Below are 17732 nucleotides of genomic sequence, written 5' to 3' on the forward strand. Positions count from 1 at the left end.
CAAGATCGAGATCGACCCGATGATCACCCACACCCTGCCGCTCGACGAGATCAACAGGGGCTTCGAGCTGATGCATTCGGGCGAGAGCATCAGAAGCGTCGTTGTCTACTGAAGTCGTCAAGACGATTGTCGGCGGCAATGAATTCGACCATTGTCGCCGAGTAGCTCGCCGGGGCAGTACGACGGTTGGAGACCAACCACCGACAGCATTTTCTTTTCCCCGTTCTCACACAAAAATCTGATGCTCCGCGGTGACCAGTTCCTGCAGGAATGAGACGACCGTGCGCACGCGCACCAATTCGCGCGCGCTTTCGTGATAGGTCGTCCAGTAGGCCCGCCTGATCGTCGTCTCGGGAAGGACGCGCGTGAGTTCCGGATATTGCCGGGCGATATAGTTATGCAGGATGCCGATGCCGGCGCTGGAGCGAACCGCCTCGGTCTGGCCGGTGGCGCTGGAAATTTCGAAGGAAGCGTCCCAGCTTCGCATGATCTCTGCGGAGAAATCGAGCGACGGCGTGAAGATCAGGTCCTCCACATAACCGATCCGCCGGTGGTTCTTGAGGTCGTCGACCGTTGACGGCGTGCCGTAGCGGGCAAGATAATCTGCCGATGCATAGAGGCCGAGTGTATAATCGGTGAGCTTGGAGGAAACGAGCCGCCCCTGTTCGGGCCTCTCGATGGTGATGGCGATGTCGGCCTCGCGCTGCGACAGCGAAAAGGAGCGCGGCACCGGCACGAGCTGCAGCTTGAGTTCTGGATGGCGGGCCGTCAGCCGTCCGAGCCGCGGTGCAAGGAAGGAGACGCCGAAGCCGTCCGGGGCGCCGATGCGCACCGTCCCGGCGATGGCCGTGTCGATCCGTCCGATCTGCGACTGCGCCGCAAGCATTTCGGTTTCCATGCGCTCGGCGGCGGAAAGAAAGATTTCGCCCTCGGCGGTCAGTTCACAGCCGTTCGGGCGGCGGACGAGCAGCCGCGTCTTCAGCGTCTCCTCGAGTGCGGTAACCCGTCGGCTGAGGGTTGCGTGATTGATGCCGAGCCTCTTCGAGGCGGCAAGGATCTGCCCTGTGCGCGCCACCGCGAGAAACACCCTGACGTCGTCCCAGTCCATAGCTGCTCCAGTGGGCTTTAATTTTTGCACAACGGTTTCTGAATTTCGGAAATTGATTTGTTGAAATCGTAGTGCGATCATACGCCCAAGAGCAAGACCAATCAGGATCAAGACAGGAGGAACACCGATGTATGAAGTAGGACATTTCATTGACGGCAAGCGCGTCGCCGGCAAGAGCGGCCGCGTCAGCAACATCTTCAACCCGGCAACGGGCGAAGTTCAGGGCACCGTGGCGCTCGCAAGCGACGCGGAACTCGCAGCCGCCGTCGAGAGCGCCAAGGCCGCGCAGGTCAAGTGGGCCGCCACCAACCCGCAGCGCCGCGCCCGCGTCTTCATCAAGTTCGTCCAGCTCCTCAACGAGCACATGAATGAACTGGCCGAACTGCTTTCCCGGGAGCACGGCAAGACCATTGATGATGCCAAGGGCGATGTCGTCCGCGGTCTCGAAGTCTGCGAATTCGTCATCGGCATCCCGCACCTGCAGAAGAGCGAGTTCACCGAAGGTGCCGGTCCTGGCATCGACATGTACTCGATCCGCCAGCCGGTCGGCGTCGGCGCCGGCATCACGCCGTTCAACTTCCCGGCAATGATCCCGATGTGGATGTTTGCGCCGGCGATCGCCTGCGGCAACGCCTTCATCCTGAAGCCCTCCGAGCGCGATCCGTCCGTGCCGATCCGGCTCGCCGAACTGATGATCGAAGCCGGCCTGCCGGCGGGTATCTTGAACGTCGTCAACGGCGACAAGGGCGCAGTCGACGCGATCCTGACCCATCCGGACATCGCCGCCGTCTCCTTCGTCGGCTCGACCCCGATCGCCCGCTATGTCTACGGCACCGCGGCGATGAACGGCAAGCGCGCCCAGTGCTTCGGCGGCGCCAAGAACCACATGATCATCATGCCCGATGCCGATCTCGACCAGGCCGCCAACGCGCTGATCGGCGCCGGCTACGGCTCCGCCGGCGAGCGCTGCATGGCGATTTCGGTGGCCGTTCCGGTCGGCGAGGAAACCGCCAACCGCCTGATCGACAAGCTGACGCCGATGGTCGAGAGCCTGCGCATCGGCCCCTATACGGACGAAAAGGCCGACATGGGCCCGGTCGTCACCAAGGAGGCCGAGCAGCGCATCCGCAGCCTCATCGACAGCGGCATCGAACAGGGCGCGAAGCTCGTCGTCGACGGCCGCGATTTCAAGCTGCAGGGCTATGAAAACGGCCATTTCATCGGCGGCTGCCTATTCGACCACGTCACGCCGGACATGGACATCTACAAGACGGAGATCTTCGGACCGGTTCTCTCGGTCGTGCGTGCCAAGAACTACGAGGAAGCCCTGTCGCTGCCGATGAAGCACGAATACGGCAACGGCGTCGCGATCTACACCCGCGACGGCGACGCGGCGCGCGACTTCGCCTCCCGCATCAATATCGGCATGGTTGGCGTCAATGTGCCGATCCCGGTTCCGCTCGCCTACCACTCCTTCGGCGGCTGGAAGTCCTCGTCCTTCGGCGATCTCAACCAGCACGGCCCGGACTCGATCAAGTTCTGGACCCGCACCAAGACCATCACCGAGCGCTGGCCGTCGGGCATCAAGGATGGCGCCGAGTTCTCGATCCCGACGATGCGCTAAAAAAGAGAAGATCCTTCCCACTAAGAGCCTCCTCCGGGAGGCTCTTTTTTGTTGCATTCCGTGCAGCGCTACAACTAACGTCTGGGTTGACGATGCAGTCGACGGGTGATTCGCGCATACGTTGAGTTCGGTGCTGTCGGCTGCGATCGGGATGACGTGGTCGGCGCAAGCGGCGTTGGGTTTTTCACGAGGGGATGGATCATGGTTTTGGCTGAGCCGTTGGCGGCACAGAGTGTCGGGCAGGGCAGTTTCGGGCGCGCAGGTCAGGGCGATTTTCAGAGCCTGTCATTTACCGGCAGCGGCAGCGAGTATTTCGGCATCTGGATCGTCAACATACTGCTGACGATCATCACGCTCGGCATCTATTCCGCCTGGGCCAAGGTTCGCCGCAATCGCTATTTCTACGGCAATACCGTGCTCCTCGGCCGCGGCTTTGAGTATCACGCCAGAGGTGAGCAGATCCTGATCGGCCGGATCATCGTCTTCGCCTATCTGGTGCTCTACAACGTGCTGCTGACGTTCGTGCCAATCGCCGGCATCGCGCTCGTTCTATTGTTTCTCTGCTTCGTCCCGTGGCTGGTCGCCCGCGGCTTGCGCTTCAGCGCGCGGGTGACGAGCTACCGCAATGTCCGCTTCGATTTTGTCGGTCGCGCCGGTGGCGCCTTGCTTGCCTTTATCGTCGGGCCAATCCTCGCCGCGGTGACGCTCGGCATCCTTGCGCCGCTCGCCAGCCGGTGGACCTACCGCTACATCGGCAGCAACCTGCGTTACGGGCAAAGGGCCTTTTCGACCGACCCATCGGTCGGAGCGATCTACAAGTCCTGGGCGATTTCGGCGGCGATCATCGTGCTCGGGCTGTTGATCATCGGCTTTATCGCGTTCCTCAACATTGCGCTTTTTGCGACGGCGATCGAGAGCCCCGACTTGCTTCCTGCCGAGATGCAGATGTCGCTCGTCACGCTGATGGTGCTCGGCTACATCCTGTTTTTTGCGATCTTCGGTGTGGCGGCGCTGGTCTACCGTGCCGGGGTCCGCAATGTCGCCTGGTCCGCCACCACCTTCGACGGCAAGCACCGGCTCTTGAGCGACCTCTCGCGCCTGCGCTACACTTGGATCGCCATCTCGAACGTCGTCGTGACGCTTCTAACGCTCGGCCTGATGCGGCCCTGGGCCGCCGTCCGGATGGCGCGATACGTCAACGAACACACCGGCGTCCGCTTCGAGGGCAATGTCGGCGAGATCTTCTCGGCGATCGCCCAGGAAGGTTCAGCGGTGGGTGCCGAATTCATGGATATCGAAGGCTTCGATTTTGGCTTCTGACAATTCGGCCTTTGCGCATGGCGAGTGGCATCCCCCGGGGTCGAGCCGCTCGGTGGCCTCCGGCCTCGTTGAGGCCGGAGAGCGGCTGGTCGCCAGTGACGAAACCGGTGCGGAACTCGCCGGGGGCAGCCTCACGGCCATCGAGATCTCCCCGCGGGTCGGCCGCATCTCGCGCCGGGTCACCTTCCCCGACGGTTCGCTTTTCGAGACCAACGACAACGACGCAATCGACCGCTTCCTGTGGCGCAAGGGTCGGAGCGGGGCAGGGCTTGTCCACTGGCTGGAGCGCTTCCACCCGCGGCTGGTCGCCTTCGTCGCGGCGACCATCCTGCTCGGTGCGTTGATCTACCGCTACGCGCTGCCGGCCCTTGTCGAAGTCGCCGTGGCCGTTACGCCGCCGATCGTGCCCCGCATCATGTCGGCGAGCACGCTCGAGACCATGGACCGGACGCTGCTTGGCGAAACGAAGCTGGACGATGCGCGGCGCGGCAAGATCGTCGACGGCTTCCGGCGCATCGCGGCGCTTTCGGCTGCGGGCGAGGCGGCCTATACGCTGAACTTCCGCGAAGGCGGTCCGATCGGTCCCAACGCCTTCGCGCTGCCCGACGGCACTCTCATCGTGACGGACGAGCTCGTCGAACTTGTCGGCAATGATACGGAGATGATCGTCGGCGTGCTGGCGCACGAAATCGGCCATGTCGAGCACGAGCACAGCCTCAGGCAGATCTATCGCGCCGCCGGGGTTGCCGCACTCATCATGCTGATCGCCGGCGATATCGGTTCGGGAGCCGAAGACGTCCTGGTGGAGGGGGGCGGCCTGCTCGCGCTCTCCCATTCGCGCGCCGCGGAAGCGGAGGCGGACAGGCACTCAGTCGAGCTGATGATGAAGGCCGGCCGAGATCCGACGGCGATCGCCCGCTTTTTCGAGCTTCTCGAGACGAAGCTAGACGATCATTCCGACACGAGCATCTTCTCGACCCATCCCGGGACGCCGGAGCGCCGCAAGGCGATCCTCGAGCTGATTGCCGAATTGCGGAAGGGCTAAACGTCGCCGGAAGTGGCTGTGGTGCCGGCCGCCCGGAAACGTTCCTCAAACTCCCGGCGCAGTTCCCGCCGGACCTCGGCGGCGCGGTAGCGGCGTTCCCTTATACCGGCCTCGGGGCGGTAGGGCGGCACGCTTGTCGGCCGACCTTCCGCGTCGACGGCCACCATGGTGAAATAGCAGGAGTTGGTGTGCCTCCGTTCGCCGCTGCGGATGTTCTCCGCCTCGACCCGGATGCCGACCTCCATCGAGGTCCGGCCAGCATAGTTGATGGAAGCGCGAAAGTGCACCAGTTCGCCCACATGGATCGGCTGGCGGAAAACCACCTGGTCGACGGAGAGCGTCACCGCATATTGCTTCGAGTAGCGCGAGGCACAGGAGAAGGCGACTCGGTCGAGGAGGTTGAGGAGCGCTCCGCCATGCACCTTGCCGCTGAAGTTCGCCATGTCGGGGGTCATCAGCACGACCATCTCGAGCTGGCTCTTGTCATTCGTCTCTTCCAATTTCCCCTCCGGCTAAGACCGCTTCAACCGAGCGCGCGGTTCACGAGCCCAAGAATCCTACGGTTGGAGAGGCCCGTCAAGGCGCCTACCACTGTGGCGGCGGCCGCGGCGGGAAAGTATCGGTCGAGCAGCTCAAACGAAAACAGCGGGCGTGACGCCCGCTGTTCTCTTGACCGGCATGATAGCCTTAGTCTTGCGGCCCGTCGTTATAGCCGACCTTGTCGACCAGTTCCGACGCCTTCTTCCGGTTAGCCGCGATCTCGGCAAGCGGCAAGCTGTCCGGCTTGATCGTCCCGAAGGACTTGACGACGTCCGACGGCTCGGCGCCCGGAAGCACCGGATATTCGAAGACCTGCTCGGCATAGATCTTCTGCGCTTCGCCGGCCGAAAGGAATTCCATCAGCTTGATCGCATTGTCCTTGTTGGGGGCGTTCTTCGCCAGCGCCATGCCGGAGATGTTGACATGCGTGCCGCGATCCTTAGCGTTCGGGAAGAGGACCTTGATGGCCGAGGCCCATTCCTTCTGCTGCGGCTCCTTCTCGTTCGTCAGCATCAGACCGACATAGTAGCTGTTGCCGAGCGCGATATCGCATTCGCCGGCAAAGATCGCCTTGGCCTGGTCACGGTCCCCGCCATCGGGTTTTTTCGAGAGATTGTCCCTGAGCCCCGTCAGCCACTTCTCCGTCTCGGCCTCGCCGTGGTGGGCGATCATCGAGGCGAACAGGCCGATATTGTAGGAATGCTGGCCATCGCGGGTGCAGAACTTGCCCTTCCATTTCGGGTCGGCGAGCTCCTCATAGGTGATGTCGTTCTGCGGCACGCGCTCCTTCGATGCATAGACGACGCGGCCGCGGGTCGTCAGCCCGAACCAGTTGCCGTCCGGGTCGCGGAAATGCGCCGGGATGTCCTTGTTGATCGTCTCGTTGACGAGCGGCTGGGTCACGCCCGCGTCCTTCGCCTCGGTCAGGCGGCTGATGTCCACGGTCAGGATGACGTCGGCCGGAGAATTCGCGCCCTCCGCCTGGATGCGCTCGACGAGGCCCTTGTCGAGGAAGAGCACATTGGCGGTGATGCCGGTCTCCTTGGTGAAGGCGTCGAGCAGCGGCTTGATGAGATCGGGCTGGCGGTAGGAATAGATGTTGACCTCGCCATCGGCGCGGGCAGGCGCCGTCAGTGCAAGGAACGCCGCCGCGACCGACAGCGTGCCGATCAGCGTTTTTGAGGCAAGCATGGGGTTCTCTCCGTGTGGTGCTTATAAGTTAACCAAGCGGGTCATATTTCTACCGCGCGCGCGCGACAGTCAACGGCGAAACGGCGAAGTAAAGCCTTCGTGAATTTTTCCAGTTTTGGAATTGTTCCAAACTACGTTCCGTCCTATATGAATGGGCAGTGAATTTCTCGATCCGGAGTGGATGATGCGTCTGACGAAGCAAACAAACTACGCAGTTCGCATGCTGATGTACTGTGCTGCGAATGGCGAGAAGCTCAGCCGCATTCCTGAGATCGCCAAAGCCTACGGTGTGTCCGAGCTGTTTCTGTTCAAGATCCTGCAACCCTTGACCAAGGCGGGTCTGGTCGAAACCGTGCGCGGCCGCAATGGCGGCGTTCGGCTGCCGAAGCCGGCCTCGGAGATCAGCCTCTTCGACGTGGTCAAGGTGACCGAGGACAGCTTCGCCATGGCCGAATGCTTCGAGGCGGGTGAGATCGACTGTCCCCTGGTCGACAGTTGCGGCCTCAATGCCGCCTTGCGCAAGGCGTTGAATGCATTCTTCGAGGTGCTCGAGGGCTATACGATCGACGATCTCGTCAAGGCGCGTCCACAGATCAACTTCCTTCTGGGGTTGGACACCGGCCCGCGGCCGCAGCCTTCGGCCGCCTGAAAATTCCCAATTTGACGGCTGTAGCGCGGAGCCCGTTCTCCGCGCTTTTTTGTATCGTCTCCTTCCTTCGCCATGGCCCCATCCCTGGGAGGAGGGCTTGTCGGCTTATGACAGGACTGGCTCACAGACCGAATCGCTGTGGAGTTCGAGCCTCTACCTGTGGAAGAATTTTTCGCATAGACAAATTTCTGAAGCGAGTTATTGCATTGCGACGCCAAATGTCGTTCCATCCATCCTTGACCGGATGGAAAATATCTCGCGGTCGAAAAAATACGAGAACAAAAAACAAATCTGGGAAGCAAGCTCATGAAAAAGCTCACGACTCTCTTCGCAGCGACGGCGCTCGCCACGCTGGTGGCCGGTTCTGCCTGGTCGAAAACGTTCGTTTATTGCTCGGAAGGCTCGCCGGAGGGTTTTGACCCGGGCCTCTATACGGCCGGTACAACGTTCGACGCTGCCGCCCACACCGTCTACAGCCGTCTGCTCGAATTCAAGAAGGGCACCACCGAAACCGAACCCGGGCTCGCCGAAAGCTGGACGATTTCCGACGACGGTCTCGAATACACCTTCAAGCTCCGTCCTGGCGTCAAGTTCCAGACGACCGAGTTCTTCACGCCGACCCGCGAGCTGAACGCCGACGACGTGATCTTCTCGCTTGAGCGCCAGTGGAAGTCCGACAACGCGTGGCATGGCTATGTGACCGGTGGATCCTGGGAATATTTTGCCGGCATGGGGCTGCCGGAGCTGCTCGAGTCGATCGAGAAGGTCGACGACATGACGGTCAAGATCAAGCTGAAGCGCAAAGAAGCGCCGTTCCTGGCGAACCTCGCCATGCCCTTCGCGTCGATCATGTCCAAGGAATATGCCGACAAGCTGCAGGCCGAAGGCAAGATGAACCAGCTGAACCAGATGCCGCTCGGCACTGGCCCCTTCGCCTTCGTCGCCTATCAGCAGGATGCTGTCATCCGTTACAAGGCCCATCCGGACTACTGGGGCGGAAAGCAGAAGATCGACGATCTGGTCTTTTCGATCACCACCGATGCGGCCGTCCGCTTCCAGAAGCTACAGGCCGGCGAGTGCCACCTGATGCCCTATCCGAACGCGGCTGACGTCGAGGCGATGAAGGCCGATCCGAACCTCAAGGTTATGGAACAGGCCGGCCTCAACGTCGCCTATCTCGCCTACAACACCACGCAGGCTCCTTTCGACAAGGTCGAAGTCCGCAAGGCGCTGAACAAGGCGATCAATAAACAGGCTATCGTCGATGCGGTCTTCCAGGGGCAGGCGACGCCGGCGACGAACCCGATCCCGCCGACGATGTGGTCCTACGACGACACGGTCGCAGACGACACCTACGAGCCTGAAGTGGCGAAGAAGATGCTCGAGGACGCCGGCGTCAAGGACCTGTCGATGAAGGTCTGGGCGATGCCTGTCGCACGGCCCTACATGCTCAACGCCCGTCGTGCCGCCGAACTGATGCAGGCCGACTTCGCCAAGGTCGGCGTCAAGGTCGAGATCGTCTCCTACGAATGGGCCGAATATCTCGAGAAGTCGAAGGCCAAGGACCGCGACGGTGCGGTGATCCTCGGCTGGACGGGTGACAATGGTGACCCGGATAACTTCCTTGACACGCTGCTCGGCTGCGATGCCGTCGGCGGCAACAACCGCGCGCAGTGGTGCAACAAGGAGTTCGACGATCTGGTGACGAAGGCGAAGGAAGCGTCCGACGTCGCGGAGCGCACCAAGCTCTACCAGCAGGCGCAGGCCGTGTTCAAGAAGGAAGCGCCCTGGGCAACGCTTGACCACTCGCTCTCGATCGTCCCGATGCGCAAGAATGTCGAAGGGTTCGTACAGAGCCCGCTCGGCGACTTTGCTTTCGACGGCGTTGATATTGTAGAGTAATCTTACCGACTGACCCGAAGGGGGCGTTTGCCGTTGGGCGAGCGCCCCTCTTCCTTTTTGCCAGTGCCGCAGCAACGAGGCCGCGGCTATGATGGCATGAGGTTTGACTATGTTTCGATTCCTGCTGGGGCGTTTGGCAGTGCTGATCCCGACCTTTGTCGGGGTCTCGATCATTGCCTTCTCCTTCATCCGCCTGCTTCCGGGCGATCCCGTGGCGCTGCTTTCCGGCGAAAGGGTGATGTCGCCGGAGCGGCACGCCGAAATCTCTCACCAATTGGGCTTTGATCGTCCCATCGTCGTGCAATATCTCGATTATCTCTGGGGCGTGCTTCAAGGCGATTTCGGCACCTCGATCGTCACGAAGAAGCCGGTGATCGATCAGTTCCTGGAGCTCTTCCCGGCGACCGTCGAGCTGTCGCTCTGCGCCATCATCTTTGCCGTCGTCGTCGGTATTCCGGCCGGTGTGATTGCGGCGATCAAGCGCGGTTCGATCCTGGATCAAATGATCATGGGAACGGCGCTGGTCGGCTTTTCAATGCCGATCTTCTGGTGGGGCCTGCTGCTGATCATCGTCGTCTCCGGCATGTTGCAATGGACGCCGGTGTCCGGGCGCATCTCGCTGATGTTCTTCTTTCCGTCGGTCACGGGCTTCATGCTTATCGACTCGCTCTTGTCGGGGCAGGAGGGGGCGTTCCAGTCGGCCTTCAGTCATCTGATCCTGCCGACGATCGTGCTCGGCACCATTCCGCTCGCCGTCATCGCGCGCCAGACCCGTTCGGCAATGCTCGAAGTGCTCTCGGAAGATTATGTCCGCACCGCGCGCGCCAAGGGGCTTCCCACCTTCCGGGTGGTGGGCATCCATGCGCTCCGCAACGCGATGATCCCGGTGGTGACCACCATCGGCCTGCAGATCGGCGTGATGCTGGCGGGGGCTATCCTGACGGAAACGATCTTCTCCTGGCCGGGCATCGGCAAGTGGATGGTCGATTCGGTGTTCCGGCGCGACTACGCCGTCATCCAGGGCGGACTGCTGATCATCGCCGCCGTCATCATGCTGGTGAACCTTGCCGTTGACCTGCTCTACGGGTTGATCAACCCGCGCATCCGGCATTGAGGAGGGCGATATGACCGAAGTTACCGCAACGAGCCCCATCTCGACCGATCCGACCCGCCGGGCGCGGCTTGCCGAATTCTGGTACTATTTTTCCGAGAATCGCGGCGCCGTCATCGGCCTCTTCTTCTTCCTTTTTTTGGTGTTGCTGGCGATCTGCGCGCCGCTCGTCGCACCGCATGATCCGACCGTCCAGTTCCGCGAGGCAGTGTTGCTGCCGCCGTTCTGGCAGGAGGGCGGTCGCCTCGAATTCCTGCTCGGGACCGACGCCGTCGGTCGCGACATGCTCTCCCGCCTCATCTACGGCACGCGCTTCTCGCTGTTCGTCGGCGTCATCGTGACCACATTGTCGCTGAGCGGCGGCATTCTCGTTGGCGTCATCGCCGGCTATTTCCGCGGATGGGTCGACACCTTCATCATGCGGATCATGGACATCATCCTGGCCTTTCCGTCGCTCCTCTTGGCACTCGTCCTGGTGGCCGTGCTCGGGCCTGGCCTCACCAATGCGATGATCGCGATCGCCCTTGTTTTCCAGCCTCACTTTGTTCGCCTGACGCGAGCCGCCGTGATGACCGAGAAGACGCGGGATTACGTCGTTGCGGCAAAGGTCGCCGGAGCGGGACATCTGAGGCTGATGTTCAGGACCATCCTGCCGAATTGCATGGCACCGCTCATCGTCCAGGCGACGCTTTCCTTTTCGAGCGCCATTCTCGACGCCGCGGCGCTCGGCTTCCTCGGCATGGGCGCGCAGCCGCCGACGCCGGAATGGGGAACAATGCTCGCGGAAGCCCGCGAGTTCATTCTGCGTGCCTGGTGGGTGGTGACGCTCCCCGGCCTGGCGATTCTCGTAACGGTTCTGGCGATCAATCTGATGGGCGATGGACTGCGTGATGCTCTCGACCCCAAGCTGAAGAGGTCCTGAGATGGCGCTTCTCGAAATCGAAAATCTCGTCGTCGAATTCCAGACGGCTACCGGGCCGTTCCGAGCCGTGGATGGCGTATCGCTCAAGGTGCATGAGAGTGAGGTCCTGGCGATCGTCGGGGAGTCCGGTTCGGGCAAGTCCGTGTCGATGCTTGCGGCGATGGGGCTTCTGCCCTGGACCGCCAGGGTGACGGCCGACAAGCTCGCCTTCAACGGACGGGATCTCTTGAAAATGCCTTCGGCGGAGCGCCGCAAGATCGTCGGCAAGGACATCGCGATGATCTTCCAGGAGCCGATCGCAAGCCTCAACCCGTGCTTCACGGTCGGCTTCCAGATCGAGGAAGTGTTGCGCATCCATATGGGTCTTGATCGGGCGGCGCGGCGCAAGCGCGCCATCGAGCTCTTCGAGGCTGTCGGCATTCCCGATCCGGGCGAGCGCCTTGGGCATTTTCCGCATCAGATGTCGGGCGGGCAATGCCAGCGCGTGATGATCGCGATTGCGCTTGCCTGCAATCCGAAGCTCTTGATCGCTGACGAGCCGACAACGGCATTGGACGTAACGATCCAGAAGCAGATCCTCGACCTGCTGATGAAACTGCAGCAGGAATACCGCATGGGCCTGATCATGATCACCCACAACATGGGTGTCGTCGCCGAAACGGCCGATCGCGTCGTCGTCCAGTATAAGGGCCGCAAGATCGAGGAGGCGGATGTGCTGTCGCTGTTCGAGTCGCCGAAGAGCAACTACACGCGGGCGCTTCTCGCCGCCCTTCCGGAAAACGCGACGGGGGACCGATTGCCGACGATCTCCGAACTTTTCAATGAGCAGCAGACGCTCGAGGGAGCCGCTCGATGACCCACGTTCTCGAAGCCCGCAACCTGGTGCGCGACTATCACATCCCCGGCAGCCTGTTCCGCAAGGCGCGCACCGTCCATGCGCTGAAGGGCGTCAGCTTTTCCGTCGACGAGGGCAAGACCCTCGCGATCGTCGGCGAAAGCGGTTGCGGCAAGTCGACCCTCGGCCGCATCATCACGCTGATCGACCCGGCCACGGCCGGAGAATTGCTGATCGACGGCAAGAAGGTGGACATCGCCAGGGATGGCCTGACCACGGAAATGCGCCGCAAGGTACAGATCGTCTTTCAGAATCCCTACGGATCCCTCAATCCGCGCCAGAAGATCGGCGATATCCTTGCGGAACCGCTGGTGATCAACACCAAAGTTCCCGCAGCGGAACGGCGCGAGCGGGCGATGACGATGCTGAAGAAGGTCGGCCTCGAGGAGAAGCACTACAACCGCTATCCGCACATGTTCTCCGGCGGTCAGCGGCAGCGCATCGCCATTGCCCGCGCCCTGATGCTCAATCCCAAGCTTTTGGTGCTGGACGAGCCTGTTTCGGCGCTCGACCTTTCCGTCCAGGCACAGGTCCTGAACCTGCTCGCCGATCTGCAGGACGAGTTCAAGCTCACCTATGTCTTCATCAGCCACGACCTCTCGGTGGTGCGCTACATCGCCGACGACGTGATGGTGATGTATTACGGCGAGGCCGTCGAATACGGCAGCCGGGACGAGGTGTTTTCCAATCCGCAGCACAGCTATACCAAGACGCTGTTTGCGGCCACGCCGCGCGCGGATGTTGCAAGCATCAAGGCGCGGCTCGCCCGCAAGAACGCGGCCTGAGCGTAACTGTAGAAACCGGCAAGCCGCGTCTTCCACACCGAGCGCGGCTTGTTGGCGTTCTCATTGCGATCGTGTAGAGCTTCTGCGCCGCTCCTTGAACTTCGGCCCTGGCGGCGGGCAGCCGAATTGGCCGGCAATCCCTTGTTCGGCCCAACACCAGGATGACGAATATGGAAATCAAGCGCTTTGAAACCGGTCCGCGGATGAGTCAGGCCGTGGTCTACAACAACACGGTCTATCTGGCCGGCCAGGTTGGCAACGCTGGAGACGATGTCGTCACCCAGACCAAGCAGGCGCTCGCCGAAGTGGATCGCCTGCTGGCGCTCGCCGGCAGCGACAAGACGCGCATCCTCTCGGCCACCGTCTGGCTCGCCGACATGGCGGATTTCGCCAAGATGAACTCCGTCTGGGATGCCTGGGCACCGCAGGGCCACACGCCCGCCCGCGCCACCGGGGAAGCCAAGCTCGCAACGCCGGAATACCTCGTCGAAGTCATCGTGACCGCAGCCCTCTGAGGCGTTGCGTCAAGCACTTCATGTCTGCATTTGAACGCCGCCGGCTGAACTGCCCGGCGGCGTTTTGCTGTGCGCTGCCGATGCGGCACCGCCGGAACGATTCTCGTCCTCAAAGCGTTTTTGTGGATCAAACCGCATGTGGAGGAATCGCCCATGGTCTACTGGCTGCCGCGGCTTTGTTTGCTGCTGATCGCCGGGGTGATTCTGGGTTTTGGCCTTTTCCCGCGGACGTCGGAGGAGGTCGCCTACACGCTGCTGATAATCATTGTGGGTCTGGGGCTGCTTTCCGTGACGCTCCACATCTTTCCTCCCGAAAAACATTGACCGCGGGGCCGTCGAGATCAGGAGGCGGCGACCTGCCCATGATTTCCTCTTGTCGCAATCAGGAAAATAGCGAGACAGGGGCAGAGCAGTTTGAAGAGGCGTGTCGATGGACGCCAAAAGTGTAGCGGCTGTCCGTAGCCGCAAGCGCAACTCCGACAAGGAAATAGCCCTGGCGGAGGCGACGAAGCCTGCCCGAAAACGCGACGGCATGGACCTCGTCGTCGCCGGAAGCGTCGTCGGGTTGTTCGTGCTCGCTTGTTCTGCAGCCGTTTATACGATGGCGGCGATCCTGATGCCGATTGCCTTTGCCATCGTCGTTGGGATCGTGCTCGGCAGGGCAGCCGACGAGCTGGCGCGTTTCGGTCTTCCCCCGATAATGGGCGGCCTTTTGCTGGCGCTGTTCTTCATGCTCGGCCTCTCGTCGCTCGTCAACGCGCTCCTGGGGCCGATCACCGAGGTCGCGCGCGAGGCGCCGAGACTGGCCGAGGGCTTGGTGGAACGTATTCTGCCTTTCATCGAGCGCTTCGAGTGGGGACGGATTGCGCTCGAGCGAAGCATCGGCGGCGCCGCCTTCGCCGACGTCATCGTCAAGAATGCTGGCCCGATCCTTGGCGCGGCCGCGGCGAGCGTCACGCCGGCACTGATCCAGACGCTGATCTTCCTCGCCGCCCTCGTGCTGTTCCTGCTCGGTCGCGTCCACTTGCGCAGCACGATCATCCTCGCGTTTCCGAGCCGCGAGGGACGCCTGAGCGCGATCCGTATCATGAATGCCATCGAAGACGGGCTGGCGCAGTATTTTTCAACGGCGAGCCTGATCTACCTGGCGCTGGGCGGCTTCACGATGGTGATCGCGCTGGTCGGCGGTCTGCCGATGCCGCCGCTCTGGGGGCTCTTCGCCTTCGTGTCCAGCTTCATACCCTATCTCGGGGTCACGTTCATGACGCTGTCGCTGCTCGTGGGCGGCCTGATGACCCATGATGCCCTGGTTGCCGCGCTTGCGCCGTCAACCGCCTTCTTCCTCATCCATCTCGCCATGGAGAACCTGGTCGTCCCGGCGATCCTTGGGCGACGCTTCGAAATCAATCCATTCCTGATCTTCGTCGCGATCCTGTTTTGGACCTGGATGTGGGGCGCGGTCGGGGCGATCCTCGCCATGCCACTATCGCTGATCGCCATGACCATTTTCGAGCAGTTGCGCGAGGTTCCGCCCGAACCGCAATTGCCGGGGTGAAAGTCAGCGCCCGCGGGCGTGCGCCTGGTCGTCAAAGAATAGCGCTTGGCTGATCAGCGCCTTGACCATTTCCGGATTGAAGGGCTTTGTCACGAGAAAGGCGGGCTCCGGCTTGTTGCCCGTCAGCAGCCTTTCGGGGAACGCAGTAATGAAGATCACCGGAACGGCCGCCTGCGTCAGGATGTCGTTGACCGCGTCAATGCCGGAGCTCCCGTCGGCGAGTTGGATATCCGCGAGAACCATCTTGGGCGACGTCTGCCGATAGATGTCGATCGCCTCCCGATGCGTCCGGGCGATGCCCGTCACCCGGTGCCCAAGGCTCGTCACCATGTCCTCGATGTCCATGGCGATGAGCGGCTCGTCCTCGATGATCATGATATCCGTGGCCACCTGGCGGGAAATCTCTTCGGAAGCACTGGCGAGCAGCTTGGCAAAGGCACCCGGGTCGACGGACATGATTTCAGCCGCTTCGCCGCTCGAAAAGCCCTCGACGGAGACGAGGAGGAATGCCTGTCGCGGTGCGGGCGCGATCAGCGACAGATTGGCGGCGGCCCTCTGTTCCCAGGCAAAGGGAGACGTCAAATTGGCCCGGTCGACCTCCAGCTTGTCGAACAGCGAGCAGAAAAGCTTATAGAGGCTGATTCGGTCGTTGGATGCCGAAGGGAACAGACTGATGTCTTCGATCAATGCCTCCAAGGTAGCGGCGACATAGGCATCGCCTGCCGCTTGCGAACCGGTCGCGGCGCGGGCGTAGCGCCTCAGATAAGGAAGATGTGGCGCAATCCTGGTGGAAAGTGACATTTAGGCCTTCCTAAACTATTGTGCATAGTCGCACTTACGGGGTGGCGTGACGCAGGATACGTCAATGTTGTGCGCGCGTCTTGCGAATTCAGGAAACAGATTGCAGACGACAAGATACGAATGGAAAACAGCCGGGGATTTGAGCCTTCGGTATTCGGAATTGAAAAATGAACGATCGATCCAACGGGCGTCCGAGGGGCAAAATGGCGGCCGACGCTGCGAACAACGATGCCAACGGCATCGTCGCTTCCCGCCTGAGAGCACTCTATGAGGCTGTCGAGTCCGAGCCTGTGCCGCAGCAATTTATCGATCTTCTTCGCCGCCTCGACGAGGCCGAGAGAGCGCAGTCAGACGATTGACGAAGGATACGCACAGGCCCTCCTTTGGAGAAGGCCTGTGCGTTGGAGGCAATATTAGCGAAGCTATCGACGCGACATCGATCCGCTTTCGCGACGGTGGAATCAGCAACGCGCGGTATAGCGGCGGCCGTAGCGGTCGCGGTAGACGCAATAGCCAGGCTCGCTGGCGCGCCCGATGAGCGCGCCGGCCACGCCGCCGACCGCTGCGCCGACCGCGGCGCCTCGGACATCGTTCGAGATTGCTCCGCCTATGATGCCGCCGGAAGCGGCGCCAATCGCTGCACCCCTTTCCGTTTGCGTGCACGAAGCAGCAAGGGGAAGAATTACGCTGGCGACGAGAAGGATCTTCTTCATGGTGCTTTCCTATCCGAGGTTGGTTGGCCGAAAATGGGCACAGAACGGCGAATAGCCGGGTCGAAACGGGCCGGAATGAATATCTCAAGGAATAAATTTGAGATGGTCGGCAGCCACCCTAAGGCGGGGGAGTCGGCTTCTGCAACCGTCAGAACAGGCGCAGCGAAGGCTTGCAATTCGCGACTCCCTTGTACTGCCGCCGCTGCGGCGCGCGTTATCGTTGTCAGAACGCCGTCTGACGCCTTTTGTTCCGCGCGGGGCCGGTACACCACGCCCGGTTGTTGCCGCCGTGCCAACGGGCGCCGTGATCTCAGCTGCGTCGCATCGCTTCTCGGGGAGAATGGTCGCGCCTAATTCCGGCGTCTGCCCTCGCACTGTTCCAGGTTTTCAAGCAGCGCTTGAAGACGCTCGTTGCCCTTTTCTTCCGTGTGCATTTCAAGATCGCGCAGCGTCCTGCCGATGTGCAGATTATGAACACTCATATCCGCCTCGGGCCGGGTGATCTCTGTCACCGTCTTGAGTATATGTCGCGAAGGTATCTTCATTTCTTGCCTGAGGAACTCTGTTTTCCGGAGAACGCCAAGTCGTGGCGAAGGTTCCGGCGGTAATGGCCCGCCTCGCAATTAAGGATTGTTTTTCTTGTCACTGGCTAAACATATGGTTTCCGTCTGGTTAACGAGCGCTGGCGCGAAACCGGAACAAAGGCGATCGGCAGAGCGTTTGGATTTCAGTTCCACGGCAAGGAGATAGCAAATGCTCTACTATGCCCTCATCTTTCTTGTGGTCGCCATCATAGCCGGCGTTCTCGGCTTCGGCGGCATAGCCGGCACCTCGGCGGGAATCGCCCAGATCCTGTTCTTCCTGTTCCTGATCTTCCTGGTGGTCTCGCTTGTCATGGGGCTCTTCCGACGAACCTGACGAGAACGATCCCCGACTTGCGGAGAGGATTACTCTGCTCCGCGGCAATTCCCGAGACATATCTTCCTTTGCAGGGGCGAGGCTTAAAGCCTCGCCCTTTTCGTGGCGGCTTTTGCAGTCCCTTGCCCAGCCTGGTTC

The 17732-nt window shown here is 61.5% G+C and carries 19 protein-coding genes; 14 read left to right on the forward strand and 5 right to left on the reverse strand.

Annotation, left to right across the window (positions count from 1 at the left end):
- Positions 1-226 precede the first annotated feature (226 nt).
- Positions 227-1108, reverse strand: coding sequence for a LysR family transcriptional regulator (locus tag ATC00_RS04135; RefSeq protein ID WP_064252069.1), 882 nt, complete (start codon positions 1106-1108; stop codon positions 227-229).
- A 127-nt stretch (positions 1109-1235) separates the two neighbouring features.
- Between ATC00_RS04135 and ATC00_RS04140 the strand changes: the two genes are divergently transcribed.
- The 3 genes from ATC00_RS04140 (at position 1236) to ATC00_RS04150 (ending at position 5097) form a co-directional block, all read left to right on the forward strand.
- Entirely contained in the window at positions 1236-2732 is a 1497-nt protein-coding gene (locus ATC00_RS04140) for a CoA-acylating methylmalonate-semialdehyde dehydrogenase (protein WP_037378890.1), read from the forward strand.
- Between the two features lie 201 nt (positions 2733-2933).
- Positions 2934-4052, forward strand: a complete 1119-nt coding sequence (locus ATC00_RS04145) for a YjgN family protein (RefSeq protein WP_064252122.1) — start codon at positions 2934-2936, stop codon at positions 4050-4052.
- Positions 4042-5097 carry a M48 family metallopeptidase gene (locus tag ATC00_RS04150; RefSeq protein WP_064252070.1) on the forward strand — a complete coding sequence of 352 codons (1056 nt, stop codon included), beginning with the start codon at positions 4042-4044 and terminating at the stop codon, positions 5095-5097. Before ATC00_RS04145 ends, ATC00_RS04150 begins: the two co-directional genes overlap by 11 nt.
- Here the strand turns inward: ATC00_RS04150 and ATC00_RS04155 are convergent.
- Together ATC00_RS04155 and ATC00_RS04160 are read right to left on the reverse strand one after the other, a co-directional pair.
- Positions 5094-5564 carry an acyl-CoA thioesterase gene (locus ATC00_RS04155; protein ID WP_052035358.1) on the reverse strand — a complete coding sequence of 157 codons (471 nt, stop codon included), beginning with the start codon at positions 5562-5564 and terminating at the stop codon, positions 5094-5096. The two genes, ATC00_RS04150 and ATC00_RS04155, sit on opposite strands and share 4 nt — an antisense overlap.
- Positions 5565-5784: 220 nt before the next feature.
- On the reverse strand, positions 5785-6828 hold the full coding sequence (locus ATC00_RS04160; RefSeq protein WP_064252071.1) for a Fe(3+) ABC transporter substrate-binding protein: 1044 nt from the start codon (positions 6826-6828) through the stop codon (positions 5785-5787).
- Between the two features lie 184 nt (positions 6829-7012).
- Here ATC00_RS04160 and rirA point away from each other — a divergent pair, with 184 nt between their 5' ends.
- The 9 genes from rirA to ATC00_RS04200 all read left to right on the forward strand — a co-directional run bounded on the left by rirA (position 7013) and on the right by ATC00_RS04200 (position 15162).
- Positions 7013-7477 carry an iron-responsive transcriptional regulator RirA gene (gene rirA, locus ATC00_RS04165; RefSeq protein WP_037379151.1) on the forward strand — a complete coding sequence of 155 codons (465 nt, stop codon included), beginning with the start codon at positions 7013-7015 and terminating at the stop codon, positions 7475-7477.
- Positions 7478-7783: 306 nt separating this feature from the next.
- Positions 7784-9379: an ABC transporter substrate-binding protein gene (locus tag ATC00_RS04170; RefSeq protein WP_064252072.1), complete on the forward strand. Its 1596-nt coding sequence runs from the start codon at positions 7784-7786 to the stop codon at positions 9377-9379.
- Positions 9380-9488: 109 nt separating this feature from the next.
- Positions 9489-10493, forward strand: a complete 1005-nt coding sequence (locus ATC00_RS04175) for an ABC transporter permease subunit (protein WP_037378907.1) — start codon at positions 9489-9491, stop codon at positions 10491-10493.
- A gap of 10 nt (positions 10494-10503) precedes the next feature.
- Positions 10504-11412: an ABC transporter permease subunit gene (locus tag ATC00_RS04180; protein WP_037378916.1), complete on the forward strand. Its 909-nt coding sequence runs from the start codon at positions 10504-10506 to the stop codon at positions 11410-11412.
- Position 11413: 1 nt separating this feature from the next.
- Positions 11414-12268, forward strand: coding sequence for an ABC transporter ATP-binding protein (locus ATC00_RS04185; RefSeq protein WP_072642798.1), 855 nt, complete (start codon positions 11414-11416; stop codon positions 12266-12268).
- The gene (locus ATC00_RS04190; protein WP_064252073.1) at positions 12265-13092 is read left to right on the forward strand and encodes an ABC transporter ATP-binding protein; all 828 of its coding nucleotides are present in this window, start codon (positions 12265-12267) and stop codon (positions 13090-13092) included. The genes ATC00_RS04185 and ATC00_RS04190 overlap by 4 nt, the downstream gene beginning before the upstream one ends.
- A 170-nt stretch (positions 13093-13262) precedes the next feature.
- Positions 13263-13607, forward strand: a complete 345-nt coding sequence (locus ATC00_RS04195; RefSeq protein ID WP_037378923.1) for a RidA family protein — start codon at positions 13263-13265, stop codon at positions 13605-13607.
- Between the two features lie 153 nt (positions 13608-13760).
- Positions 13761-13931, forward strand: coding sequence for a hypothetical protein (locus tag ATC00_RS32870; RefSeq protein WP_082912007.1), 171 nt, complete (start codon positions 13761-13763; stop codon positions 13929-13931).
- A 106-nt stretch (positions 13932-14037) separates the two neighbouring features.
- Positions 14038-15162, forward strand: coding sequence for an AI-2E family transporter (locus ATC00_RS04200; RefSeq protein ID WP_064252074.1), 1125 nt, complete (start codon positions 14038-14040; stop codon positions 15160-15162).
- A 3-nt stretch (positions 15163-15165) separates the two neighbouring features.
- On the opposite strand, the gene ATC00_RS04205 is transcribed toward ATC00_RS04200, so the two are convergent.
- Positions 15166-15963: a response regulator gene (locus ATC00_RS04205; protein WP_064252075.1), complete on the reverse strand. Its 798-nt coding sequence runs from the start codon at positions 15961-15963 to the stop codon at positions 15166-15168.
- 203 nt (positions 15964-16166) lie between these two features.
- On the opposite strand from ATC00_RS04205, the gene ATC00_RS30770 reads away from it, so the two are divergent.
- Positions 16167-16322 (forward strand): NepR family anti-sigma factor, encoded by a 156-nt coding sequence (locus tag ATC00_RS30770; protein WP_268801595.1) that lies wholly within the window; start codon positions 16167-16169, stop codon positions 16320-16322.
- A 102-nt stretch (positions 16323-16424) separates the two neighbouring features.
- On the opposite strand, the gene ATC00_RS04210 is transcribed toward ATC00_RS30770, so the two are convergent.
- Positions 16425-16676 carry a YMGG-like glycine zipper-containing protein gene (locus ATC00_RS04210; RefSeq protein WP_037378934.1) on the reverse strand — a complete coding sequence of 84 codons (252 nt, stop codon included), beginning with the start codon at positions 16674-16676 and terminating at the stop codon, positions 16425-16427.
- Positions 16677-17429: 753 nt separating this feature from the next.
- Between ATC00_RS04210 and ATC00_RS30570 the strand changes: the two genes are divergently transcribed.
- Positions 17430-17594, forward strand: coding sequence for a DUF1328 domain-containing protein (locus ATC00_RS30570; RefSeq protein ID WP_012706940.1), 165 nt, complete (start codon positions 17430-17432; stop codon positions 17592-17594).
- The last annotated feature ends 138 nt before the right edge of the window (positions 17595-17732 follow it).

This window comes from Sinorhizobium americanum, from assembly GCF_001651855.1.
Lineage (GTDB): Bacteria > Pseudomonadota > Alphaproteobacteria > Rhizobiales > Rhizobiaceae > Sinorhizobium > Sinorhizobium americanum.